This window comes from Streptomyces sp. NPDC001443 (assembly GCF_053597355.1).
The window spans coordinates 1-22,498 of the sequence record NZ_JBSFIA010000074.1 but is presented as its reverse complement, the minus strand read 5'-3'; the positions used below and the strand labels follow the sequence as shown (position 1 = coordinate 22,498).

Genomic DNA, 22,498 nt, shown 5'->3' with positions numbered 1-22,498 from the left:
CCCCACCACACCGAAAGGAGCCACCCCGTGAGCCTGATCGGCCAGGAAGAAGGCATCGAGCACGGGACCCTGCGCGGCCACCGCCAGCACACCCGCCGGAAGGTCCCGGCGACCGAGGCCTGCGGCTGCCTGCAGGCCAAGCGAGACGACGAACAGGCCAAGTCCCAGGCGCGGCAGGCCGGTCACTCGCCCCGGGCCGCAGGACAGCACAAATGGAACGGCGGGCAGTTCACGGCTGGCACCTCCCGTCCGGAGGCGAACACCGCCGTACGGCAGGCCTGCACCACCGACGGCTGCGGCCAGCCGTCCGTCGGCCGCTTCCCCAAGCAGCGCGGCTGGGTCCGCGTCCACGTGGCCGGATCGACCGAGCCCGCCCGCGACTACTGCTCCGGCTCCTGCGCGACCTACGGCATCGCACTCGCCGAACTCCGCATGGACGACGCCGCCGCCTGAGCTGACGGCCGCCCGTGCCGCCCCAACCCCCAACGGCGGGTTGGGGCGGTGCGGAGGACCGGACAGACCCGACCGGCCCCGCAGGAACCCCCGAGAGGAGGACCACCCTCATGACCGTTCTTCAATTCGCCCCCGCCTCCAAGGATGAGCGTCCTCACGACGATGACTCCGGCCCTGAGCCGATCGTCGCCCTGCACCAGCGAGTACAGGCCTTCGACCTGTCCCAGCGCGAGCAGCAGCGCGACGAAGAGGCCGCCTTCCAGGCCGTCCTGAACGCGGACGCCGTCCTCACCGGCGCCTTCCCCGACACCCTCGACACCGTGGTGCAGGCCATGTCCTGGACCGGCCACTCGCCCGTCCCGGACCGGCAGTTGATGGCCTGTGCCGTCACCTACCTCGGCTCCACCGACGGACAGCGCGGCTGGTGGCTCCACTACACCCGCCGCGACGAAGGCGCCGGCGGGGACGGCGGCCTGGCCCACGTCTTCACCCTCATCGCCCCCTGCTCCTGCGGCACCTACCTCAGCGTGGAGCTGGCCGACGAGGACCACCTGATCGTCCTGCTGGACGAACTCGACACCGCACCCGGCGCCCCCGTCGACTGCGACTACCGGCTTCGCATCCGCGCCGGCAGCTACGCCGACCCCGCTCACAGCAGCGTCGAGCCGCCCCTCTAAGGGGCCGTCCGACCGCCCCGTGCACGGACGACAGCGATGTACTCCGACCCGTGGCTGGTGACCTTCCGCCTGCTCGATGAGGCCGGCACCCGCCACAGCTACGTCATCAAAGACGCCACCAGCGCGTTCACCGCCCGCGCCGCCGCACGCAAGCTCGCCGACACCCCGACCGAGCAGGCAGCCCGCCACGGCGCAGCGATCGACCCCCGCTACGACGACGTCCTCGCCCTCAACCCGATCGTCCTGGCTCGCACCCTGCACTTCGAGCCCAGGACCCCCACCTGAATCCGCCCCGGGACGGCCGCCTTCGGCCTGAGAAACCAGCCGGCCGTCCCGGGCCACACCACCCCGCCCACAGGCGAGAGGAGCACCCTCATCATGCCGTCCCAGCACGCCACCGCCCACTCCCCCAACCCGGCCGCTGCCGCCCGCATGCGCGCCATCGGCCTCAACCGCCGCCGCCCCGCACCCCGCCGCGGCCCCAGCTTCAACTGCTCCCGCTGCTCCACCAGCTGGGCCGGCGCGGAAGCCGACTGCTTCTGGTGCGGGCTGCCCGCCACCCAGGAGCACAGCCACCCCGGAACCGCCCTCCAAGTGCTGCTGATCGCCGTCGGCCGCACCCCCGTCTTCAAGACGGAGCCGGGAGCGCAGGAGGAATCCCGGTGACCGTCACGCTCGCGGACGCCTACGACGCCCGCCTCTACGCCCGCGCCCGCCACGAAGCCGAACCCACCGGCGCCCTCTTCACCGCCCCCCAGAGCCCCGCGCCGATCACGGCCGAACAGCAGCGCCTGAACTTCGAGCTGCTCGGGCAGGCCATCAGCTCCCCCCACCAGGCCGCCCCCGCCGAGCCGAACCCCACCAAGATCCGCGCCCTGACCATCCAACCGCCCTGGTCGGACCTGATCGCCCTCACCGACGAGGAGATCGCCAAACGCATCGAGAACCGGGTGTGGAGCACCGGCTGGCGCGGCACCCTCCTCATCCACGGCGGCCAGACCATCGACAAGCACGCCCTGGCCCTGCCCGCCGTACGCGACGCCCTCCCCGGCGACTACGAGCCGGTACAGGGGCACGTCGTCGCCGTCGCCGACCTCGCCGGCGTCCACGCCGACGACGGCACATGCACCCGCTGGTCCGAGCACGGCTGCTTCCACTGGCAGCTCACCCACGTCCAGCCGCTGTCCAAGCCGGTCCACGCCACCGGATCGCAGCGCCTGTGGAAGCCCAGCCGCACCCTCCTGGACGACATCACCGCCGCCAACCCGCACCTGGCCGCCCGGCTTGAGGCCGCGGAGTCCCGGTGACCACGCCGTCCGGGGCCGCCGCCTTCGTCACCGAAGCCCACGGCGTCGATCACCAGCAGGTGATGCGGCAGGCCGTCAACGCAGTCGCTGAAGCCCGCGGCCTGACCGCCCCCTGGCCGGTGCACCTGCCCGGCACCCTGGCGAGCCGACTCACCAAACGCCTCGCCGACCTCGGCGACGACCTCGCCACCTGGGGCGGCAGGGAACTCGGCGCCCTGCGCGAAGAACTCCTCTCCTCCCATGAGCGCAGCACCTCCGGCGCCTGGTACACCCCGCCCGAGGTGGCCCGCCCGCTGACCGAAGCGGCCCTAAGCACCATCACCGACCACCTGTACCTCGACGACGACCCCACCCACCTCCTCAACACCTCGGCCCTCGACCCGGCGTGCGGCGCCGGCGTGTTCCTGATCGCCGCCGCCCGCTTCCTCGCAAGCGCCTACGCGGGCATGCTCTACGGCACTCACCACCCCGCACTGCTCACCGTCCAGGCCGTCCTGCCCGAGGTGATGCGCACCTGCATCTTCGGCATCGACACCGACCCGGTCGCCGTCGACCTCGCCAAGTCGGTGTGCTGGCTGGAGTGCGCCGGCACCCCCTCGATCCACTGGCTCGACGACAACATCACCACCGGCAACGCCCTAGACGGCGGCCTTCCGCCAGCGCTCGCCAACCGCCTCCACCAGGGCCCGCTCGCGATCGTCGGCAACCCTCCCTACAAGGACAAGGCGAAGGGCTGCGCGCCCTGGATCGAAGCGCGCCGCCCCGGCCCCCGCACAGCCCGCACACCGGACGAGCTGTACCGGCCGAGCCTGGACGAATTCCGTGTCCCCGGCCAGGGCAACGTCGAGAAGGCCCTGTCCAACCTCTACATCTACTTCTGGCGCTGGGCCCTGTGGCGGGTGTGCGAAACCCGCCTTCAGCCCGGATGCATCGCCTTCCTCACGCCCAGCGCCTGGCTGGCCAGTCCCACCTTCGCGGGGATGCGCCGCGAGCTGCGCCGCGCCGCCGACCAGGGGCTGGTCATCGACCTCACCCCGGAAGGCCTCCAGCCCCCCATCACCACCCGGCTGTTTCCCGGGGTGTCCATCCCGCTGCGCGCCGCCATCTTCACCCGCCGCGCCGGACCCAACCCGACCGAGCCCGCCCACGTCCGTCACGCCACGGTCCACGGCAGCCGCGCGGACAAAGTCCAGCGGATCGAAGAACTCCTCCGCCTCTCCCCCTGACCCCACCAACCACCCGGCCGGCCGCCCGCAATCGGCCAGCCCTTCCCCCACCTGCCCACGACCAACACACAGACAGGAACCCGTTTTCGTGAAGCTCATCCTGGAACACGCCGACCTCGCCTCGGCCGTCGGCTACGCCGCCCGCAGCCTCCCCGCCCGACCGCCCGCCCCCGTCCTCGCCGGGCTCCTCCTGGACGCAGGCGACGGCACCCTGCGCGTCAGCAGCTTCGACTACGACATCTCCGCCGACACCGTCGTCCCCGCCACCGTCGCCGACAACGGGCGCGCCGTCGTCTCCGGACGGCTGCTGGCCGACATCGTCGCCCGCGTCCGCGGCAACGTGGACCTCGAACTCACCGGCCCCCGGCTGGTGTTGCGCGCCGGATCAGCCCGCTTCACCCTGCCCACCCTGCCCCTGGAGGAGTACCCAGCGCTGCCCGAGGCCGGCGCGACCTCCGGCACGCTGCCCGCCACCGCCCTCGCCGAAGCCATCGCCCAAGTCGCCTGCGCAGTCGGCAAGGACGACACCCTGCCCGTCCTCACCGGCATCCAGCTCCGCCACGACCAGGAAGACGGCACCCTCACCCTGGCCGCCACCGACCGCTACCGGTTCGCCGTGCGCACCATCGCCTGGAAGAACTGCGACCTCACCGCCGACTGCACCGCACTCGCGCCCGGAAAACCCCTCCTGGACGCCGTGAAGGCCGTCGCCGACGACACCACCATCGACCTCGCCCTCCCCGACTCCGCCGGCGCGGGCGGCCTGTTCACGCTGCGCACCGACCACAGCACCACCACCCTGCGCGGCCTGGAAGGCGACCTGCCCAAGTACCAGAACCTCTTCCCCACCGAGTTCAACCACACCGCGACCGTGGAGATCGCCGCACTCAAGGACGCCGTCCAGCGCGTCGCCTTGGTCGCCACCAAGGAATCCCCGCTCAGGCTCACCTTCACCGCCGACGACACCCTCGTCCTGGAGGCCGGCACCAACGACGACGCCCAAGCCGTCGACAACGTCGACACCAACCTCGACGGCGACGAACTCACCGTGGCCTTCAACCCCGCCTTCCTCCTCGACGGCCTGAACGCCCTCACCGCCGAATCCGTCGACCTCCACTTCACCACCAGCACCAAGCCCGCCGTCCTGCGCGGACACGGCAGCGACGACCACGCGCTGCGCTACCTCCTCATGCCGATCCGGGTCAGCTGACGACCCGGCCCCATGTCCGCGGGGAGGCCGGCGACACGTCCGGCCCCCCACACCCTGAGGAGACTTGGTGACCCCCACTGCCCTGTACGAGATCGAAACCAACGAGGCCGACGACGGCACGCTCTACCCGGCCGAGCACGTGTGGGCCCCCGCCGGAGAAGAAGCCGAGAACTGCGGATTCCTCACCCACGCCGGCCTGCAGATCAGCGGCCTGGAGGGGCCGTACGGCGACCCGTACCCGGTCGCATTCGTCGCCCTCGGGCATCACTCGTGGTCCGCCGTCATCCAGGCCGCGACCGCCTACATGGGGCGCTTCCACGACTGGCGACACCTCCACTGCTACTCGGGTGATGATCCCGGCGAGGCCATCGACCGGCTCCCGCGCGCCGTGCACACGCACGCGGTGTACCTCCGCCACCCGCACCCTGACCACCCGTGCGGGTGCGAATGGGAGGACACCTGGCGTCTGATCTACGCCCCGCCCGCCGAACCCGGCGCCGTCCCAGTGACCGTCATGCGCCACCCGGCATCCAGGCCAGCCGACACCGCCATCCCCACCCCGGACCGCGGCCCCGTGCCCGCGAGCTGGGCGCACTGACCCACATCCCGCCCGACTCCGCGTGAGCGGCGAGCGCGCACGTCTCAGTCGACAGATGCGGCGGCGACCGCCGCCCTCACCTCGCACGCCACCCAGCCCACGGCATTAGCCACCAGCCCAGCAAAGGAGAGTTCCGGTGACCGACCGTCCCACTCAGCTAAAGCGGCTCCGCTTACGACTGCTCTCCACCGCTTACTGCAACGCCGACTTCTGGACCCAACGCACCGCCTTCCTCACCGACCAGGCCGTGTCCGCACTCGCCCGCCGCGACCCTGCCGAAGCCGAGACCCTCGCCGAGCGACTTCTCGCGCCAGAAGTCCTCCACGACATGCAGATCCTCGGCGCCGCGGTAGAAGCCGGCATCGACACCAGCACGTGGGAGCAGCGCCGCGAAAGCGTCCAGCGGTACGCCCGAGAGGCCGACCAACTCCCGCTGCACTTCGACCCGGCCACCGAGGCCCACCGCCTGTGGGCCTCCCTCCTCGGCCACTACCCGCTCATCGCGGCCGCCCTCGCCGAGTACCTCAACGACCTGCCGGACACCTGGCGCGAGGACCTGTTCACCACCAGCGAGAACAGCCGCGTCCGGCAGGCGCCCAAAGAACTCCCCGGCCCGGAAACGGCACCGTACGACCCCACCTCCTGGGAGGACTGCGAGGCCTGCGCCGAAGCCCAGGACCAATGCCGCTTCCACAAGGGGGTCTTCGCTGGCATGGAGTACCAGGCCGACCTGATCAAGACGGCCCTGACCGACGCGGCCACGGTCGAGTACCTCCAGGAGCGTCACGCCGAGGTGGAACGCCGCAGCGCCCAGCCGACGGACGCGGCCGCCGCCACCTGATCCACCAGCCGGGACGGCCGGATACCTCCGAACCCGGCCGCCCCGCCTCGTACGACCGGCACTACGACTCCCCAGGCTCTACCGGGACCAGTGGACGAGCCCAGCCGCATTCCGATGACATCGACACCAGGAGCCACCCCGATGGCGATCCCCGCACCCTCCCACCCCCACGCGCTCACCGTCTCCCAGGCCCTTGCTCTGGACCTCCTCGCCGGCGGCATGTCCGCCGACGAGATCGAGAAGCGCACAGAAATCACCCCCGACACCCTGTACCACCTCGCCGTCCAGGAGAACGTCCCCGCCCCGCACGGCACGATCGAGGGCTACGGCGTCCATCAGGCACGCAACGAGAAGCCCTGCAAGAAGTGCGCGACCCTCCAACCGCGCGTCGAAGCCCGTGCCCGCGCCCAGCAGCGGAAGGCCGAAGCCGCGCTGGCCTACCAGCAGCAACGGAGCCCGCACCGCCGCAGCCGCCGCGCCCTAGCACGCACCTGACTCCCCGGATCGGCCCGGGGCGGCCGTCGACCCTCGAGCCCGGCCGCCCCAGATGCCCCCTGAGTCCCGGTTCCGCGCCCCCGCCACGGCGGCAGCCGAACCAGGAATAAGGAGCCTGATGTCCACCCACCAGCAGGCGACGCCGACCCGTATCCGGCGCCTGCGCACCACGGGCTGGCGCGCCGGAACCGCGAGGATCGTCGACCGAAGCAGCCGCTACGGCAACCCCTGGCGCATCGAAGGTACCGTCCTCGTTGCCCCGGACGGCACCATCCAGCACCTGGAATCCGCTACCGCAGCCCGCAAAGAGGCCAGCGCCCGATACCGCGCCTGGCTGTCCGGCAACGGCTCCGACACCTACACCGTCGGCCGCAAGACCTTCGACCGACGCCGAGTCCTCGCCGGCCTCCCCCGCCTCCGCAACCGCGATCTGGCCTGCACCTGCTCACTGCCCACCAACGGCGAGCCCGACTACTGCCACGCGACCGTGCTCATCGAGATGGCCGCACATCCCGCGAACCACACAGGAGAAGAAGCCCGTGGGTGATCACACCGGAATCGAGTGGACCGACAAGACCTTCAACCCATGGTGGGGATGCTCGCGAGTCTCGCCCGGCTGCAGGAACTGCTACGCGGCCGACACCGCCCGCCGCTGGGGGTACGACGTGTTCCACCTCCGCGGCGAGCGCCGCATGCTCTCCGACGCGTACTGGCGTAAGCCCCTCAAATGGAACCAGGTGGCGCAGGAGGCCGGCATCCCCACCCGCGTTTTCTGCGCCTCCATGGCCGACGTGTTCGAGGACCACCCCCAGGTCACCGCAGCGCGCGACCGGCTCTGGCAACTCATCGAGCAGACCCCCTGGCTGCGCTGGCAGCTTCTGACCAAGCGGCCGGAGAACATCGCCGCCATGGCCCCGTGGGGCGATGCATGGCCGGACCACGTGTGGATCGGCACCAGCGTGGAAAACCAGCGCTACGCCGAAGAACGCATCCCCCTCCTCCTCAAGATCAACGCACCGATCCGGTTCCTGTCGTGCGAGCCGCTCGTCGAGCAGATCGAGCTGCAGCCCTACCTGGCCGACGTCACCACCGGCGCGGGCATCCACTGGGTCATCGCCGGCGGCGAATCCGGTGCGAAGGCCCGCCCGATGAACCCGGCCTGGGCCCGAACCCTCCGGGACCAGTGCGACGCAGCGTGCACGCCGTACTTCCTCAAGCAATGGGGAGAGTGGGCACCGTCCGGCCGCATCGCTATCGGCGGGAACCGGCGTGGCCGTGCCCTCGTGGGTGACCCCGTCGATGAACTCGGTCACCGGGTCGAGATGGTCCGCCTCGGCAAGAAGCAGGCCGGGCGGCTCCTGGACGGCCGACTGCACGATGCGATGCCGCCCCTCAGTGTCGCCCGGCCCGTAGCGCCCGAAGCCTGACTCCCCCGGTGGTCTTTACGCCGTAAAGAACTCCCGCATCCGCACGCCAGATCCGTCTCCTGCGTGGCTCACCGCGGACTGGGAGGCTCCTCCGTCTTTACGCCGTAAAGACTCCGAAGTCCCTCGCCGGTGGACCGGGGACAAAAGCACACGCGTACGGAGACGGCTCACCACCGAATCAGACCACCGCCCCCACCGACAACCTGCCTTCAAGGAGGCAGCAATGCTCGACGGCACCAGCTACATCGAACCTGACGACCGCCCCGCCGCCTGGATGGCCTTGGCCCGAGAATACGAAGCGCGGAACTGGCCGCGCCATGAGATCGCCTACGCCCTCTGCGTCGACGAACCCACAGTCGACCGCTTGCTCGCTGCCGAAGGAGCGGTGCAGCGCAAGGCCGCTGCACCCGTCCAGTGACCACCGCCGCCGCCCGTACCTGGTGTCCGGACGGGCCCGGATCGTTCCTCGCCCCGGCCGACGTGCGCGCCGTACGGGACCGCGATGGACGCGTCTGGACCCGCGGCCACACCCGGTGGACTTGCACGGGCTCCCACTGGATCCAGTGGCGCGTCCTCGTCGCCGAACACGGGTCGGTCACCGAAGTCCGGCCGCCTGTCAGAAGCGGAAGCCCCGCGGGAAGCGTCCCGGTCGCCGCACCTCGCCCGGCCCCGGCAAGCGGACCGCTGGGCGGCGGCCTCACCCAGGCTGAGGCACCTTCCCCGACACCCGCCGTACGAACGGACAACTATGGACACCTCTGAACTGGCACCCGCTGCGGCCCCTGACATACGGCGTGCCGCGGTCATCTCGGACTGCGGCCAGTACCGCTATCTCCTGGTGCGGCAATGGCAGAACACCGGCCCCACAGCCGTGTTCGTACTGCTGAACCCCAGCACCGCTGATGGAGTCAGCGACGATGCCACCAGCCGGCACTGCATCCGCTACGCCCGGAGCTGGGGCTGCGGCTCCCTGCTCATCGTCAACCTGTACGGCTGGCGCGCGACCAAGCCGCTCGAGTTGCGGACCGTCGCAGACCCGGTAGGCCCCGAGAATGACGCCTTCCTGTACGCCGCGGCCGCCACCGCCGAGGACTCCGGCGGCCCGCTCGTCGGCGGCTGGGGCACCCACGCCCGCCCCGACCGCATCGCCGCGGTGCTCGCCCTTCCTCACATGCGCCGGCTCGGCGCCCTCGAGGTCACCCGACTGGGGCAGCCCCACCATCCGCTCCGGCTGAGCAAGAACCGGAGACCCGTCCGCTGGACGCCGCCGGGCGAGCAGGGACCGCTCACGACGCCGCAGAGCGAGAGCAGCCCTGCGCTCGCCGTGGTCATCACGCGCCCCGGCCTCCCTGACATCCGGCTGGGTCCATTCGCGTATCCGCACCAGGCGCTCTCCTTCGCCAGTAGCCTGCGCCTCCAGATGCACAGCACCCAGTACGTGGACGGCTCCACCGTGACCGTTCAGCCGTGCCGGCCGGACCTCACCTACCAGGATCCTCACGTCCCCACAGACCCCTACCAGATTGCTGAAATGCTGGACGGGGAGGAGCCGAGCGGGGTGATGGGGCACGACTTCCCTAACCTCTGGGCGCGGCTCCACGCGCAAGAGGGATACGACAGGGCGAGCGCCATCTGGCGCGGTGCCTGCACCATGTACGACGCCATGCACGGCGAGGACCTTTCCGAGTGAGAGCCCACCGCGTGTCCTGCCCGGCAACCCGCAGCCCTCCTCGGCCGGCCCGCGCCACGAAGAGCCCCGCACCCTGGACAGCCTCCAGGGTGCGGGGCTCTTCGTGTTTCACGGCTGATCTTTACGGCGTAAAGAGGCCCCAGGCCTTGGCCGTGAGAGATCTCGTCCGCGCAGCCTTCGCCGAGCAGTACACGGAGCCCCGTGCGGGTGAAGCTCCTTCGGTGCCGGGCAGCACCCAAGGGGCCGATGCCGACTGGCGAGTTGACGCGACGGGCGGCGACGCGGTGGGGGATACCGGGCCCGCCACCGCCTCAGCCGCGCCCTCTTTACGGCGTAAAGACCGGGGGGAGTGTGAGCCAGGGGCCGCTGCCCTCGTTAAGCTCCAGCCCGAGAACCCCCATCGAGTACCACCTCAGGAGTGTGAATGGCCGGGGCGCAGAACGAGCTGTCCGTGGCGGAGCGGCGGAAGGCGCGAGAAGCGGAGCGGCGTGCCGAGGAGGAGCGGCAGCGGCGTGCATCCGAGCAGCAGGTCGCCGGCAACGGCTTCGAAGTGGCGATCGATGAGCTCGCCCACAACCCCCGCAACGCGCGTGAGGAGCTTGAGGGACTCGAAGGCCTCGCCAGCACCTACGAGTCCTTCGGCCTTCTCCAGTCGGTCGCCGCTATCCCCGCCGAAGTGTTCATCGCGGCCTTCCCGGAGAACGCGGATGCGATCGGTGATGCCCGCTTCGTGGTCATCGGCGGTAACAGGCGACTCGCTGCAGCCCGACTCGCGGGCATGGAGAAGCTGCCGGTCCTGGTGAACAGGAAGGCGACGACACGCCAGGACATCCTGGTCGCAGCCGCCACCGAGAACCTCGCCCGTGAAGAGCTCAAGCCCTTCGAGGAGCTCGCGACGATCGAGGAGCTCAAGCAGGAGTTCGGGACGTACGACGCTGTCGCGAAGGTCCTCGGGAAGTCCGCCGGATGGGTCTCGCAGCGACGGCGGCTGCATCACGTGCAGCCTGAGGTCCGCGCAGCCCTGGAACAGCGCGTCGACGGCATGACGATCGAGCTGGCTCGCGACCTCGGGAAGATCAAGGACCGCGACGAACAGCTCAAGGCCTGGGAAGAAGTGAAGGCACTGGCCGCGGCTCGTGATGCCGAGCCGAAGCCGCCGAAGAACCAGACGAACGACGGCGGTGAGAAGAAGACCGCCGAGGAGAGGGACGCCGGCGAGAAGAAGGACGTCGACAAGGGGTCGGACGCCAGCGAGAGGAAGAAGCCGCAGGGGCTCCCCAAGCAGGGTGGCACCGGGGGTGTCGGACTTGACGAGGCGACGAAGGCGCGGCGAGCGGCCTGCCAGGAGGCTGTCCTGGACTTCAGTGAGGATGCATCCCGGCTCCACATCATCGCCCTGCAGGCATCAACCGACCCGGATGAAGCTGTCGCGCTCGCCTCTCAGTGGCTGAGTGAAGCCGGCGTCGGTGCGTCCGCTCTGAGCCTTCCTGCGCTCCCTGGCGAGGAGGGCAAGGGGAGGCAAGCGAGGGCAGCACTCGCACTCTCGCTCGCGCACTGCGAGATCCACATGGCTCGCAATGGCGACGATGCTGCACACGCCAGCGCCTACTTGGACTGGCTGGGCACGCACACCAACTACCAGCAGGCCGACGAAGCCGAATCCGCCCTCAGCGCGTAACGACGGAGACCTTTCGTGACCACAGACATTCCAACCCTCCCGGAGGACACAGGACGCGAGACCCGCGTCCTGGTGTGCACCAACGGGTCCGCAGGATCCGGGAAATCGACCACCGCCGCCGCCCTGGCCTACGCCGCAGCCAAGAAGAAGAAGCGCGTCTGTGTCATCGGCCTCGACAAGCAGCGCGACATCTCCCGCCTGCTCGGGTACGACGACCCGGACGGCGACGAGGACCTCCCCACCATGTACGACGTGGTGGACAAGATCTGCTCGCTCGCCGAAGCGGTCGTCCCTGCCAAGGACACCAAGACCAAGGAAGTGATCCCGAACCTCTGGGTCGTCCTTGAGTCGAAGAGGCTTGATGAGCTGGAGTTCAAGCTTGCGGCCGAGACCGCGCGGGAGCTCTGGCTGCACCGGCTGATCGGCGAACTCCGAGGACGCTTCGACTTCATCATCTTCGACTGCCCTGGCGACGTGAAGCTCGCGACGATAGGAGCGATCATCGCCAGTGACGAGGTCGTCGGCTGCACCAAGTCCCAGGAGAAGGAGGCCCGAGGCCTCACCGAGCTTGAGGACAAGATCGCTGACGTCGCGAGATCGTATGGGCACACGGGCATGCCCACAGGGATCGACTGGGTGGTCATCAGTGAAGGCGTCGATCACAAGTCGCAAGGCAAGGTCTACAAGGACATGGAGGACCAGCTGCGGGAGGCGTACGGCGACATCGTCCTGGAGACGGTGGGAGATGACGTCAAGGTCCCCGAGGCTTACACGGCAGGGCGCCCCGTGACGCTGTACGCCCCGGACTGCCGAGCCGCCAAGTCCTTCACGAAGATCGGGCGGCAGATGAAGCTCTACCGATGAGCGCTTTACGCCGTAAAGATCGCCCCCACCCCCCCGGAGTCCCCTCTCCGGGGGTCTCTTCTTTACGCCGTAAAGAAGACCGGCGGTGCCGGGGAGACGCCGGGTGATCACTATTCGCTGACGATCGCCAACGCGACGACCGCGAGACGCTACAACCTGCCGCACATCGTGGGAGTGTGAGAGCTGCTCATCAGTGAGGCTCAAACAGGGGAGTGGTACGTGAGCGCGGGGAAGGGCGACATACCCACGCTGACCCGGGTGCACCGAATCCTGATCGGTGTGGTGGTCTTCGGGGCGGTCATCATCGCCGGGATCGGCTTCGTCGGATCGTACGCGGCCGTCCGGGAACTGGCGTTGAAGAAGGGCTTCGGAAACTTCGCCTACGTCTTCCCCATCGGGATCGACGCGGGCATCTGTGTCCTCCTCGCCCTGGACCTGCTACTCACCTGGATCCGTATCCCCTTCCCTCTTCTCCGTCAGACGGCCTGGGTATTGACGGCAGCCACGATTGCCTTCAACGGCGCAGCGAGCTGGGGGGATCCGCTCGGCGTAGCGATGCACGCGGTGATCCCCGTGCTGTTCGTGGTCGCCGTCGAGGCAGCACGGCACGCTATCGGCCGGATCGCCGACATCACCGCCGACAAACACATGGAAGGCGTCCGCCTCACCCGCTGGCTTCTCTCGCCCGTGCCCACGTTCCTGCTCTGGCGCCGCATGAAGCTGTGGGAGCTGCGCTCCTACGAACAGGCCATCAAGCTGGAACAGGAGCGGCTGGTCTACCAGTCCAGCCTCCGCTCCCGCTTCGGCCGAGCCTGGCGTCGCAAGGCCCCCGTCGAGGCGCTGATGCCCCTGCGGCTGGCCCGGTACGGCGTCCCGCTCGCCGAGACCGCACCCGCCGGTCTCGCCGCCGCCGGCATCGAGGAGCCACCGATCCAGTTCACCGTCGAGCGGGTCACCGCAGCGGCCCTGGAAGAAGACGCCACCCTCGAAACCGTGCCACCGCAGGGCGATGGTGCGGCCGAGCTGGAGAGGGCAGAGCCGAAGCCGGTCCAGGACCCCGTCCCAACCGCTGTGCCCAGGCAGCCGGACGAGCGGCAGGAATCGACTGAGGAAGCCGCCGATCGGTTCGCCGAGGCCTACCAGGCGTTCCTCGCCCAGTTCCAGGCCGAGCCGACCCCGACACAGTGGGCCGTCTGGCTCCGCGACACCTACGGCATCTCCACGGGATCCGGCGATCCGCTCTCTGAGGACCAGGTGCAGCCCTTGCTCCGGGTCCTACAGAAACGCTATGCGTTCGTTAGCCAAGAGCCCGCTGGCACCGACGGAGTGGAGCCAGCCGACCAGTGGTACGACTACTTCCACAGCGCTTGGCGCACCTACGCGCAGGAATTCGGCACGTATCCGGATGCCGCCGCTCTTGCTGCCTACGTGTACGAGCGGGACGCCATCACTGGAGACGGCGGCCGGCCCATCACCGGCGAGGACCTTGCAGCCTTCGTTACGAGCTTTGAGGAGCGTGACTTCCGCAGCAGCGGACCGCCCGCCGGAGCTGCAGCCCCCGAACCGGACGAGCAGGTCACCGAAGAGGTCCTCCCGTCTGAAGAGGAACCCGAGGCGGCGTCTGCCGGCGCGGGCGCCCAGGCCGCCAAGGAGCAACGCGCCCCGCGGGTGAGCGCCGCCATCGATGACCAGTCTCCGGACGAGGATGCCGTCGCGGGGGAGAGCGTCGTCCTCAGCACCGTCGACCGCTACTACCTGGCGTGGATGGAGTACCAGGCCGAGACCGGTGCCGAACCGGAGAAGGCCGAGCAGCTCTCCGAGTTCCTCGCTGGCAAGGGCCTCTACGGCCGTGGCGGGAAGCCGGTGAGCCCCTCCACCTTGCGGCGCTACCTGCTGCCGTTCCGGGTCTACAGCCTCTGGGCCGAGCAACGGGTGCGCAGCGACAAACCGTCCTTCGACGCCGTTGCGCAGGAGTGCGCAGCCCACGGGATCACTGCGCAGTACAACAAGCCCATCAGCCCCGAGTACATCTCAGAGAACGCCGCCGACTTCGAACGCCGCTGGCAGGCACTCATCCGCCACCACGCCGAAGCACAGCAGTAAGTCCGACACCGCGCACCGGCTGGGCACCCAGTCTTCCCGCCGTGCCCAGCAGGCTGCGCAATTGGAAGAAACAGCAGGTCAGCACTGCATTGCGCAGACATCGCGATCATTGCGCAGCCGTGCGCACCGCACCCTTGCGCATTGCGCAGCCCCGCCCCTGAACCGACGAGGAGGACCCATGTACGCACTGCGCATCGACCCGGACGCCACGGTCACGGACCTCACCCTGCCCGCGGCCGATGCGTACACCGCGATCCAGGAACACGTCGGATCCGAGGCCGTCGACCAAGGGGTCTACCACCGGCGGGCTGCTCTGCACATTCACGGCAATGGGCTGAAGCTCGGACTTGACCAGAACCTGGCCGCATGGGCCCTGGCGAGTGCCTGGCGCGGCATGCCCCTGTACCCGCTGGCCGGTCCCATCGTCATCACGGGCCGCACCGCGAGCGGGGACATGACGGCACTCGACAACGACCTTGCGCAGCACGCGAAGGCCGTTGCGCAGACCGTCCGCGACACGCTGTCCGAGTGGCGTGAACGCCCTCCGGCCGCCAACGAGGCAGCCATCAAGGAACTCCTGGCGTACGCAGCCCACGACGCCGCCTCCAGCGGGCAGTGACGCGCTGCGCATCTGCGGAGCCGTCGGCTAGAGGGCCTTGCGCATGGCCGTGCCCGAGCCGTTGAGGAGCTCGTTGATGAGCTGCGTGGTCTCCGTCTCCAGGGAGCAGTCGAGCGCCCGGTTGACCTGCTGGACGCGGGAGATGGCCATGTGCAGACCCTGCCGGTTCCCGGCCGCATATTCAATCCGGCACCAGTCCCGGTACAACAGCTCCGCCGTGTCGTCGACGTCGAGACCGGTCGCGACGGCCTGGCGGGCCGCGCTGAGGTCGTGGTGCGGGCCCGCAGGCGTGCGGTAGGTGGCCACCGTGTGCGCCACGTCGATGATGCGCGTGACCATCTCCTGCTGGTAGGGCTCAGCCCAGGGCAGGGCCTTGCCCCCGAACGGCCGGCCGCGCACCAAAGTGAGCGCCTTCTCCAGATCGGTCAGGCCGGAGGGACCCAACGGAAGAGCGCGTTCGACGAGCTGCAGGAAGCGGCTCCAGTCACAGCGCACCCCGGGCGCGAGCTGGTACGGGTCCTCACCGGAACTACGGCGCGGCACGTAGGGGTTGCCGGCAGGGTCGTTACCCAGAGAACGACGCAGTCCCTGCAAGCGGGCGTTGAGGGTGCTCGTCGACCAGGGGCTGACGGGATCCATGTCGGCACACAGCACGTCCGCACTCCGTCCGGGCCGGAAAAACAACAATGCGGCGAGCTGCGCCATCCGCGGGCCGTGGCCGGTGCTGTCCACACCGGTCACCTCGACCGGGCCCAGCACCCTGATCTCCGGCGCGTGCAGGTCATGCGCCTCGCCGTCCTCCACCTCCGGCAAATCCTCGGTCGAGGCCTCGTGATCGTCGGCCTCCGCGTCCTCGCTACTGGCGGGAGCCTCCGCGGCGGTTGGGGGTACTGGAGCCGGGGGCGGGGGCACTGCTGCAGCGCTTGTGGCGGGGCCTTCGCCAGCCGGAGTTGCGTTCGGGGCGGCGGGCAGGAGTCGAAGTCCGGACGGGTCGGCGCTAGCGGCCAGCAGGGCCGGGAACACCTCGCTGCCCGCATCCGATGGAGCCGCCAGCGAGACGTTCGGGGCAGCGGTGGCCGCGGACGCGATGGGCTCCTCCGGAGCTGTCCGCTCGGGCTGCTGCATCTGCTCGGGCTCATCAGGGACGTCCTGCCAGGGCCCCTCGGCCGGGTGGGACGGCTGCCCGGACACCTTCAATGCCGTGGTGATCTGCAGGTACGCGGCGTGCTCCAGGCGCTGCACCGTGATGCCGACGCTGGCGTATTCGAGGTTTTGCGGATCACTGACGGAGGCGTTGAGGATCTCCGCCTCGGGGAAGTGCGCGGCTGCAGTACTCGCGGGGGCGATCAGGGTGACGGGGACCGTGCCCGACTTGTCGATGACATCGGCGAACTGCCAGGCCATGTCCGCGTCCAGCGAGGAAGCGCACAGCAGCAGGTACGGCTGATGCTCGGTTTCAGGCATCTGGTGCGCTTCCAGCAGGCGTTCGCTCAGATCGCGCAGGGCGTGCGCGGCTTGGCGCATGTGGGCGATCCGCGCGGTGGGCAGGAGCTGCGGCAGGTCATCGCCGAATCCCACGGTGACGACCTCGACTTCGCTTGCCCACGGGCTCATGCCGAGTTCCAGGGCCAGGGAGGTGCACACCTCGGTGATGTGGACCGGGTTGCCGTCCAGCAGCAGCGCGGGCAACTGCGCGAGGTTGAGCAGCAGGAGGTCGCCGGCCTCGGTGCTGCCGACCGTGACCAGCCCCGGATACGGTGCCGGCACCTCGCGGGCGTCCTCTTCGTCCAGGAGGACGGCACCGGAGGGCAGGGCCCACCATCCGCCCTGCCCGGAGACGAAGGGCGCCGCGGGGTCCTGGGCGAGATCTTCGGGCAACACCTCCACCGCGCGGGTACCGATCCGGGCAGCCCGCAGCGGCGGCAGGATCGCGTCCTCCTCCTGAGCCGCCTGGTGGGCCAGCGTCCGCAGTGCTACGTCGAGGCGGGCAGCGCCGCCCGGCTCGGCGGCCGCTGCCAACTGGGCCTCGGCCGTGGACGTCTCCGACGCGATGGCGATCTTCTCGCCGGGCTTGCGGCGGCGGCGCTGCAGAGTACGACGCAGGGCAAGAGCACCGGTGATGGCGGCCGCCAGCAGCGCGCCGGCACCGAGAACGGTGCGCAGGTTCAGCGGACTGCTGGCCGGAGCGGGTGCCGGGGTCTGCGACGCCGTCGCGGTAGGGGAGGAGTCGGCAGCGGAGCCGGACGTTTCAGCTGACGCTGACGGGGAGACGGCAGAGGGCGATGCGCTGACGCTGGGCGTCGGGGTTGCGGAGGATGATGCCGACGGAGACTGATCCTGCCCGGGCTGCTCGGCAGGGCGGCTGGCCGGTGCGCTGGGGGCCGAGGATTCTGGTGCGGGCGTGGTGGTCTGGATCGGCGCGGGTGCCTGCTCGTCCCCCGTGCCGTCGCCCGGCTGCTGCTCACTGTCGGGCTTCTGGCTGGCCGGGGGAGTGGTCTCCTGACTGCCCGCCTTGTCCCCCTGGTCTCGTCCCTGGGGCGGCTGGTTGGGCTGGGCGCCGGGCACGGTGACCTGCTGACCCGCGTAAATGACGTTCGGGTTGGTGATGGCGGGCAGGCCGTGCGGCTGTTCCTTGCCCCGGCTGGCCTTGAACAGCTCCGGCCATTCGTCGCCGTCGCCGAGCTCCTTCTCCGCGATCTTCGACAGGTAGTCGCCCGAGTGAACCGTGACGACGTGTTCGCTCGTCTCGTCGGCAGCTGGGGCACTGTCACCCAGCTGCGCACGGAGACCGCCTACTCCAGTTGAGGTGTTGGGCATCTGAAGCTGCCAGCCGGGCTGCAGGAAGCTGTTCGCACGGAACGCGGTGCCGTCGACCATTGTGTGGCCCTCGTTCAGGGCAGCGATCTCCCGCCACCGCTCACCGTCTCCCAACTCTCGTTCAGCGATGCCCCACAGGCTGTCCGCGGGCCGCGTCTCGCGCACCGTGTACGTGGTGCGGGACGCCGGTGTGCTCGCAACGGAGGCCTGAGGCTGCTCGGTTTCGGCTGCGGACTGCGCATGAGCTGGCCCGGGGACCGGGGCTGCCGAGGTGGCCGACGCGGCCTGGGCGTCGGAAGCCAGCGCCGAACTGGTGGGCAGCAGCACCAAGATGCTGCCGATCAGGAGAGCCGCAGCGCGCTGCGAGGCGCCCATCCCGCGCGGGGCATGCCAGGTCCGGCCCCGAACCTGCGCAATGAGCTCGCGTGCGGCGCAGAACGTGAACTGCAGCCAGCCGATCCAGCCCACGCAGGTGAGCAGCAGCAGGAACACGCTGCCGGTGTCCTGCCGGTCCAGCAGGTGCGTGAGGTCGTCGTGGGTGGCAGCCCAGATGACCGGGGTGGCCCACGCCAGCAGCAGCGGCAGCCCGGCGACCGTGACCGCCAGGACCAGCAGACTCAGCACGGCCTTGAGAACTCGCGCGAGGGTGCGGCCGGCGGTTGCGGCGGGGGAGGGGGTGGTGCGCATCAGTTTCCTTCGGGAGCCGTGACGCCATGCAGGAGGACTGCCTTGCCATGGCCGGTCACCGACAGAGAGCCGATTCCAACCACCGACAAGAACTTGGTGTCGTACGTGCCGGTGACCGTGACAGTGAGCGTCTTGCCGTCGCCGGACACGCTGACCGTGCCGGTGGCACCGGCGGAGCGCAAGTAGGCCTGGGCTGCGGCGGCCGCGGCCTGCGGATCCACGACGATCGCCCTCCCACTGATCGCGTCGGCGGGATCGATGGCCTGCCCGCCTGCCCGCGCGGCTTCGCCGGCGACGTAGTCCGCGCGTTCTGTGGCGCGCATCTTGCTGCCACCGTCGACGGCGACGCCGATAATCCCGATCAGCGCGATGACGCACACGGCGACGAACACCGTGACGCCTCCGGCATCGTCCAGCTGTGCTCGGCGCAGGCAGATCCGGTGGAAGAACATCAGTCACCCCGCTGCCTGTACTGGTCTACCACCGAGGTCGCCGTCGACGTGAGCGTCTTAGCTCCTGGAACACCCGGAAGCAGAAGGTCGGACAGATTGACCGTGCAGGTCACGGTCACGGTGACCGTGCCGACCTGCCCCACCGGCACACTGAGACCGCCAGTGTTGATACTGACGCTGGTCGACGCGCACTTGATGCCCTGGTCGTCCAAGGACTCGGCAGCCGCCGACTGCGCGGCGCTCTGCGCGGCCGCCGCTGTGCGGTGGATGGACGCCTCCCTTGCCGCGTCCTCCGCCGCGGAGTCGATTTTCGCGCCGGAGGTAACGATCCGGCCGCCCGCGATCGCCATGCACAAGAACATGATCAACACGGGTAGGACGATTGCCGCCTCGATCGCGGCGCTGCCCTCATCGCTGCATAGTTTTTCTGCCCAACGGGCCATGGATCGCACCTGATTCATTCCCCCGGGACGGTCCAGCGCTCCACGGGGCCGGATGCCGACTGCGTGACTTGCAGGCCCGGCACACCCGGGATCATGGACAGGACCGTGCCGGACACCTGGACCCGCACCCGCTGTCCGTCGCTGCCAGCGGAGACGCTGTAGCCGCTGAGGCTGTCACCGGCGGTGCGCCCCAGCACGTTCCGTGCCTGGGCCGCACCGTCGGCCGGACTCGACTGGTAGGCGCGGGCGGCGGTGAGGCCCTCGCGGGCAGCGGTCAGAGCGATCTGCCGGGCGTAGTACCACATGGAGGCCTGGATGACGGCGACCGTGGCAAGCAACACGAACGGGAAGACGATCGCCATCTGGATGCTGGTGTCCCCGCGGTCATCACGCCACCGTCGCCCCTGCCACCAGTCCGTCCGCTGCTCGCAAGGCTTCATCACAGGCCGGAGAGCTTGCCGTTGTACTTGGCGATCACGACGGCGATGGTTCCGGCGATCAGGACGGCACCGGTGACGGCGGCCACCCAGATGATGACGGTCGTAGTGGAGATATCGCCCCGGTCCGGTCGGCGGGAGGCCTCCTGAAGACCTTCCTGCACTCGAGTGGTGAGCCGGAGGACCGCGCCGTTGGCGCGTGCCCAGGTGCGCACGCCCCGGCGGCCACGCCCCGGTCCGCGTGATGTGGCGTACGGGGCGGTGTGCGGGTGCGTGGCCACAGGGAGCACAGCTCGGCGGGTGCGGGCTGCGGTGTGCTTCATATTCCTTGACCTCTCTGGGGCGTTGAACGAGTCGGTGTGGTTCAGACGGTCAGCATGCGGATAACGGCAGGGAAGGCCATCAGCAGCATCACCAAGACGGCGAGGAGCGCTCCCGGCGCAGTCATCTTCTCGCTGGCCGCGTTCGCCTCGGCGGCCTGATCCGCCAGAAGTTCGGCGTTGAGCGCCGCGGTGCGGGCCCGCAGGGCTTTGTACACGGCGGCGCCGTCCGTGGCGCTGCCGCGCATGATGTCCGCGACGTCGTCCAGGACGGGCAGGTCGTACTCGTGGGCGAGTTCCGTGAGTGCTTGATAGGGCGGGATCTTCTCCAGCCGTGCCCGGCGCAGGGCCCCCTGCAGATACAGGAAGGGCCAGCCCTCGCCGACCTCGGCGGCCTTCTCCAGTGCTTCGGCGGGGCCGGCGTCGGCAGCCCGCTTGAGCGCGACCAGGTCGAGGTAGGCGGACAGGGCGTGCGCGAACTCCTCCCGTGCCCGCTTGGCCTGGTCCCGCACGGCGAGATCGGGCGTGATGAACAGCAGGGCGGCGACGATGAGTCCGACACCGGCGGGCGCATAGAACGGCAGGCCCACACCCGCGATGATCCACGGAATCGTCGCGATCACCGGGCAGAGGAGCCCGAGAGCTGCGAGCGCGGTCTTCTTGAGCATGAACTGGCCCGGCCCCTGGCCGAGCAGGGCCAGGTTCGTGGTGGGGACCTTCACGCCTGGCAGGCGCTCGAGGCGGGCCAGCAGCCACCGGCCCCAGACCTCCTCGCGGTCCAGCTCCGATTCGGGCATGGTCAGCGTGGCCGGGGCGCTGCGTTTGAGGGCCGGCCCCAAGGCGGGCTGAGGCGGCAGGAACTCCCGGATCAGCAAGGCGACACCGGCGCCGACCGTACCGCCGGTCACAACGACGGGGAGCAGGTTCACGAGGCGGCTCCTTCCGGCTCGCGGGCAGCGGCCGGCCGTTCCGGCTCCGGTGCGGGAGTGGGCAGCCGGACGGTGCTGGCCGGGTCGGTGATCAGGAACCGCGGGACGCGGCGGAAATTGCCCAGCTGCCGCATCAGGGCGAGCACGCCGACGAAACCGGCCGTCAGGAAGGCCAGGACGAGCTGCCCGAGGAGGGTGGAGTACGGCTTCGTATAGCCGGGCACGAAGAACCCGGCCACCACGACCCCGACGGTGATGATGGTCATCCACCGCACCGTGGTGCGGGGCTTGGCCCGGTCCGCCTCGATGGCGCGCTTGCGGGCGACCTCTTCGCGCACGGTGCCCGACAGATCCTCCAGGGCCTGCGCCAGGCCTGGGCCGCGATCGTTGACGGACAAGACGAGCGCGGCGACCACCTTGTCGGCGGTGACGTCGTCGAGTTCCCCGGCGAACGCGCGCAGGGCCCCGTCCGGCCGCCAGCCCAGGCGCAGCCGGTCGGACAGGTTGACGATCTGCGGTGCGAGTTCGTCCGGCGCCCCCTGACGGCTGGTGATCATTGCCTGTTCCAGACCCATGCCCAGCCGCAGCAGGCCGGCGAGCCGCTGCGTCCACTCGCTCAGGCTCTCCAGCTGGCCGATGCGGTCCCGCGCCATCTGTGCCGGGCTGATCAGCCAGGGCACGCCGATGACGGCCGCACCCAGCAGGGCGCCGCCGACGAAGTTCCCTGAGACCAGCCACACAGCGACGAACACGGTGACGGCCGCAGCGATGAGCGTCCGTCTTTGCAGCCTGGCGTCCTCACTTCGGTTCTGACCTCCGCGCACGGCCGCCTGCCAGCGCTTGAGCAGGGGGGCCCGGCGCGGCGCCGTGGTGCCCACGAGTCCCGCCACGACACCGAGCAGTCCGCCGGCCACGGCCATGCCACTGAGTAGCCCGAACAGCAGCGTCATCGGCTTACCCCCACCTTCAGCGGCAGCGGTGCCTGCCAGGCCCCGTACGGCTGCTGCAGCAGACCGGAGTCGAAGCCGACGCGGCGCAGGTCATCGACGCAGCCCGGGTCCATTCGGGGTACCGCCCGCAGCTCCCCCCACTCGCGGCCGGGGGAGAAGATCTCGTTGGTGGCGGGCCGGCCGTTCTCGCCGATCCCGGTCAGCTCCAGCACGTGGGAGACGTAGCGGTGGCGGCGGCCGCCGATCTGCGTCTCGTCCGTCATGTCGACGTAGAC

At 69.9% G+C, this 22,498-nt stretch carries 25 protein-coding genes and 1 pseudogene; 18 read left to right on the top strand and 8 right to left on the bottom strand.

Annotated elements, in window-relative coordinates; translation table 11 throughout:
* The 18 genes from ACWC24_RS40580 to ACWC24_RS40495 form a co-directional block, all read left to right on the top strand.
* On the top strand, positions 1 to 453 hold a 453-nt coding region (locus ACWC24_RS40580), incomplete at its 5' end, for a hypothetical protein (protein ID WP_450667940.1).
* 110 nt (positions 454 to 563) lie between these two features.
* Positions 564 to 1,130, top strand: coding sequence for a hypothetical protein (locus ACWC24_RS40575; RefSeq protein WP_450667939.1), 567 nt, complete (start codon positions 564 to 566; stop codon positions 1,128 to 1,130).
* Positions 1,131 to 1,166: 36 nt separating this feature from the next.
* Complete coding sequence (locus ACWC24_RS40570; protein WP_450667938.1) at positions 1,167 to 1,415, top strand: hypothetical protein; 249 nt, start codon at positions 1,167 to 1,169, stop codon at positions 1,413 to 1,415.
* A 93-nt stretch (positions 1,416 to 1,508) separates the two neighbouring features.
* The gene (locus ACWC24_RS40565; protein ID WP_450667937.1) at positions 1,509 to 1,796 is read left to right on the top strand and encodes a hypothetical protein; all 288 of its coding nucleotides are present in this window, start codon (positions 1,509 to 1,511) and stop codon (positions 1,794 to 1,796) included.
* Entirely contained in the window at positions 1,793 to 2,437 is a 645-nt protein-coding gene (locus tag ACWC24_RS40560) for a hypothetical protein (RefSeq protein WP_450667936.1), read from the top strand. Before ACWC24_RS40565 ends, ACWC24_RS40560 begins: the two co-directional genes overlap by 4 nt.
* On the top strand, positions 2,434 to 3,663 hold the full coding sequence (locus tag ACWC24_RS40555; protein WP_450667935.1) for an N-6 DNA methylase: 1,230 nt from the start codon (positions 2,434 to 2,436) through the stop codon (positions 3,661 to 3,663). The genes ACWC24_RS40560 and ACWC24_RS40555 overlap by 4 nt, the downstream gene beginning before the upstream one ends.
* An 88-nt stretch (positions 3,664 to 3,751) precedes the next feature.
* Positions 3,752 to 4,873: a DNA polymerase III subunit beta gene (gene dnaN, locus ACWC24_RS40550; protein WP_450667934.1), complete on the top strand. Its 1,122-nt coding sequence runs from the start codon at positions 3,752 to 3,754 to the stop codon at positions 4,871 to 4,873.
* A 67-nt stretch (positions 4,874 to 4,940) separates the two neighbouring features.
* On the top strand, positions 4,941 to 5,471 hold the full coding sequence (locus ACWC24_RS40545; RefSeq protein ID WP_450667933.1) for a hypothetical protein: 531 nt from the start codon (positions 4,941 to 4,943) through the stop codon (positions 5,469 to 5,471).
* A gap of 136 nt (positions 5,472 to 5,607) precedes the next feature.
* Positions 5,608 to 6,312 carry a hypothetical protein gene (locus tag ACWC24_RS40540; protein WP_450667932.1) on the top strand — a complete coding sequence of 235 codons (705 nt, stop codon included), beginning with the start codon at positions 5,608 to 5,610 and terminating at the stop codon, positions 6,310 to 6,312.
* A 141-nt stretch (positions 6,313 to 6,453) separates the two neighbouring features.
* Positions 6,454 to 6,807, top strand: coding sequence for a hypothetical protein (locus ACWC24_RS40535; RefSeq protein WP_450667931.1), 354 nt, complete (start codon positions 6,454 to 6,456; stop codon positions 6,805 to 6,807).
* 118 nt (positions 6,808 to 6,925) lie between these two features.
* Positions 6,926 to 7,354 carry a DUF4326 domain-containing protein gene (locus ACWC24_RS40530; RefSeq protein WP_450667930.1) on the top strand — a complete coding sequence of 143 codons (429 nt, stop codon included), beginning with the start codon at positions 6,926 to 6,928 and terminating at the stop codon, positions 7,352 to 7,354.
* Positions 7,347 to 8,234, top strand: a complete 888-nt coding sequence (locus ACWC24_RS40525; protein WP_450667929.1) for a phage Gp37/Gp68 family protein — start codon at positions 7,347 to 7,349, stop codon at positions 8,232 to 8,234. Before ACWC24_RS40530 ends, ACWC24_RS40525 begins: the two co-directional genes overlap by 8 nt.
* Positions 8,235 to 8,457: 223 nt before the next feature.
* Positions 8,458 to 8,652: a hypothetical protein gene (locus tag ACWC24_RS40520; RefSeq protein WP_450667928.1), complete on the top strand. Its 195-nt coding sequence runs from the start codon at positions 8,458 to 8,460 to the stop codon at positions 8,650 to 8,652.
* 330 nt (positions 8,653 to 8,982) lie between these two features.
* Positions 8,983 to 9,924 carry a DUF1643 domain-containing protein gene (locus ACWC24_RS40515; RefSeq protein ID WP_450667927.1) on the top strand — a complete coding sequence of 314 codons (942 nt, stop codon included), beginning with the start codon at positions 8,983 to 8,985 and terminating at the stop codon, positions 9,922 to 9,924.
* Positions 9,925 to 10,348: 424 nt separating this feature from the next.
* Entirely contained in the window at positions 10,349 to 11,602 is a 1,254-nt protein-coding gene (locus tag ACWC24_RS40510; RefSeq protein ID WP_450667926.1) for a ParB/RepB/Spo0J family partition protein, read from the top strand.
* A gap of 15 nt (positions 11,603 to 11,617) precedes the next feature.
* Positions 11,618 to 12,466: a ParA family protein gene (locus ACWC24_RS40505; protein WP_450667925.1), complete on the top strand. Its 849-nt coding sequence runs from the start codon at positions 11,618 to 11,620 to the stop codon at positions 12,464 to 12,466.
* A gap of 219 nt (positions 12,467 to 12,685) precedes the next feature.
* Positions 12,686 to 14,569, top strand: coding sequence for a DUF2637 domain-containing protein (locus ACWC24_RS40500; protein WP_450667924.1), 1,884 nt, complete (start codon positions 12,686 to 12,688; stop codon positions 14,567 to 14,569).
* Positions 14,570 to 14,747: 178 nt separating this feature from the next.
* Entirely contained in the window at positions 14,748 to 15,188 is a 441-nt protein-coding gene (locus tag ACWC24_RS40495) for a hypothetical protein (RefSeq protein ID WP_450667923.1), read from the top strand.
* Between the two features lie 27 nt (positions 15,189 to 15,215).
* On the opposite strand, the gene ACWC24_RS40490 is transcribed toward ACWC24_RS40495, so the two are convergent.
* From ACWC24_RS40490 to ACWC24_RS40455, 8 genes and pseudogenes are all read right to left on the bottom strand, one after another.
* Positions 15,216 to 18,692 carry a LysM peptidoglycan-binding domain-containing protein gene (locus tag ACWC24_RS40490; protein WP_450667922.1) on the bottom strand — a complete coding sequence of 1,159 codons (3,477 nt, stop codon included), beginning with the start codon at positions 18,690 to 18,692 and terminating at the stop codon, positions 15,216 to 15,218.
* On the bottom strand, positions 18,692 to 19,144 hold the full coding sequence (locus tag ACWC24_RS40485) for a TadE/TadG family type IV pilus assembly protein (RefSeq protein WP_450667921.1): 453 nt from the start codon (positions 19,142 to 19,144) through the stop codon (positions 18,692 to 18,694). The genes ACWC24_RS40490 and ACWC24_RS40485 overlap by 1 nt, the downstream gene beginning before the upstream one ends.
* Entirely contained in the window at positions 19,144 to 19,587 is a 444-nt protein-coding gene (locus ACWC24_RS40480) for a TadE/TadG family type IV pilus assembly protein (RefSeq protein ID WP_450667920.1), read from the bottom strand. The genes ACWC24_RS40485 and ACWC24_RS40480 overlap by 1 nt, the downstream gene beginning before the upstream one ends.
* Positions 19,588 to 19,601: 14 nt before the next feature.
* Entirely contained in the window at positions 19,602 to 20,027 is a 426-nt protein-coding gene (locus tag ACWC24_RS40475; RefSeq protein WP_450667942.1) for a TadE/TadG family type IV pilus assembly protein, read from the bottom strand.
* Positions 20,027 to 20,239 (bottom strand): hypothetical protein, encoded by a 213-nt coding sequence (locus ACWC24_RS40470; RefSeq protein WP_450667941.1) that lies wholly within the window; start codon positions 20,237 to 20,239, stop codon positions 20,027 to 20,029. Before ACWC24_RS40470 ends, ACWC24_RS40475 begins: the two co-directional genes overlap by 1 nt.
* A gap of 149 nt (positions 20,240 to 20,388) precedes the next feature.
* The gene (locus ACWC24_RS40465; RefSeq protein ID WP_450667919.1) at positions 20,389 to 21,273 is read right to left on the bottom strand and encodes a type II secretion system F family protein; all 885 of its coding nucleotides are present in this window, start codon (positions 21,271 to 21,273) and stop codon (positions 20,389 to 20,391) included.
* Positions 21,270 to 22,223 (bottom strand): type II secretion system F family protein, encoded by a 954-nt coding sequence (locus tag ACWC24_RS40460; RefSeq protein WP_450667918.1) that lies wholly within the window; start codon positions 22,221 to 22,223, stop codon positions 21,270 to 21,272. Before ACWC24_RS40460 ends, ACWC24_RS40465 begins: the two co-directional genes overlap by 4 nt.
* Positions 22,220 to 22,498: pseudogene (locus ACWC24_RS40455) on the bottom strand (CpaF family protein); the annotation flags it as partial. The pseudogene ACWC24_RS40455 and the gene ACWC24_RS40460, both read right to left, overlap by 4 nt.

What these genes read in the sequence shown, in the direction of transcription:
- ACWC24_RS40510 (WP_450667926.1), top strand. Translation starts at nt 10,349, where the DNA reads ATGGCCGGGGCGCAGAACGAGCTGTCCGTGGCGGAGCGGCGGAAGGCG.
- ACWC24_RS40490 (WP_450667922.1), bottom strand. Translation starts at nt 18,692, where the DNA reads ATGCGCACCACCCCCTCCCCCGCCGCAACCGCCGGCCGCACCCTCGCG.
- ACWC24_RS40565 (WP_450667937.1), top strand. Translation starts at nt 1,509, where the DNA reads ATGCCGTCCCAGCACGCCACCGCCCACTCCCCCAACCCGGCCGCTGCC.
- ACWC24_RS40480 (WP_450667920.1), bottom strand. Translation starts at nt 19,587, where the DNA reads ATGGCCCGTTGGGCAGAAAAACTATGCAGCGATGAGGGCAGCGCCGCG.
- ACWC24_RS40575 (WP_450667939.1), top strand. Translation starts at nt 564, where the DNA reads ATGACCGTTCTTCAATTCGCCCCCGCCTCCAAGGATGAGCGTCCTCAC.
- ACWC24_RS40485 (WP_450667921.1), bottom strand. Translation starts at nt 19,144, where the DNA reads ATGTTCTTCCACCGGATCTGCCTGCGCCGAGCACAGCTGGACGATGCC.
- ACWC24_RS40495 (WP_450667923.1), top strand. Translation starts at nt 14,748, where the DNA reads ATGTACGCACTGCGCATCGACCCGGACGCCACGGTCACGGACCTCACC.
- ACWC24_RS40535 (WP_450667931.1), top strand. Translation starts at nt 6,454, where the DNA reads ATGGCGATCCCCGCACCCTCCCACCCCCACGCGCTCACCGTCTCCCAG.
- ACWC24_RS40530 (WP_450667930.1), top strand. Translation starts at nt 6,926, where the DNA reads ATGTCCACCCACCAGCAGGCGACGCCGACCCGTATCCGGCGCCTGCGC.
- ACWC24_RS40570 (WP_450667938.1), top strand. Translation starts at nt 1,167, where the DNA reads ATGTACTCCGACCCGTGGCTGGTGACCTTCCGCCTGCTCGATGAGGCC.
- ACWC24_RS40520 (WP_450667928.1), top strand. Translation starts at nt 8,458, where the DNA reads ATGCTCGACGGCACCAGCTACATCGAACCTGACGACCGCCCCGCCGCC.
- ACWC24_RS40515 (WP_450667927.1), top strand. Translation starts at nt 8,983, where the DNA reads ATGGACACCTCTGAACTGGCACCCGCTGCGGCCCCTGACATACGGCGT.
- ACWC24_RS40475 (WP_450667942.1), bottom strand. Translation starts at nt 20,027, where the DNA reads ATGAAGCCTTGCGAGCAGCGGACGGACTGGTGGCAGGGGCGACGGTGG.
- ACWC24_RS40460 (WP_450667918.1), bottom strand. Translation starts at nt 22,223, where the DNA reads ATGACGCTGCTGTTCGGGCTACTCAGTGGCATGGCCGTGGCCGGCGGA.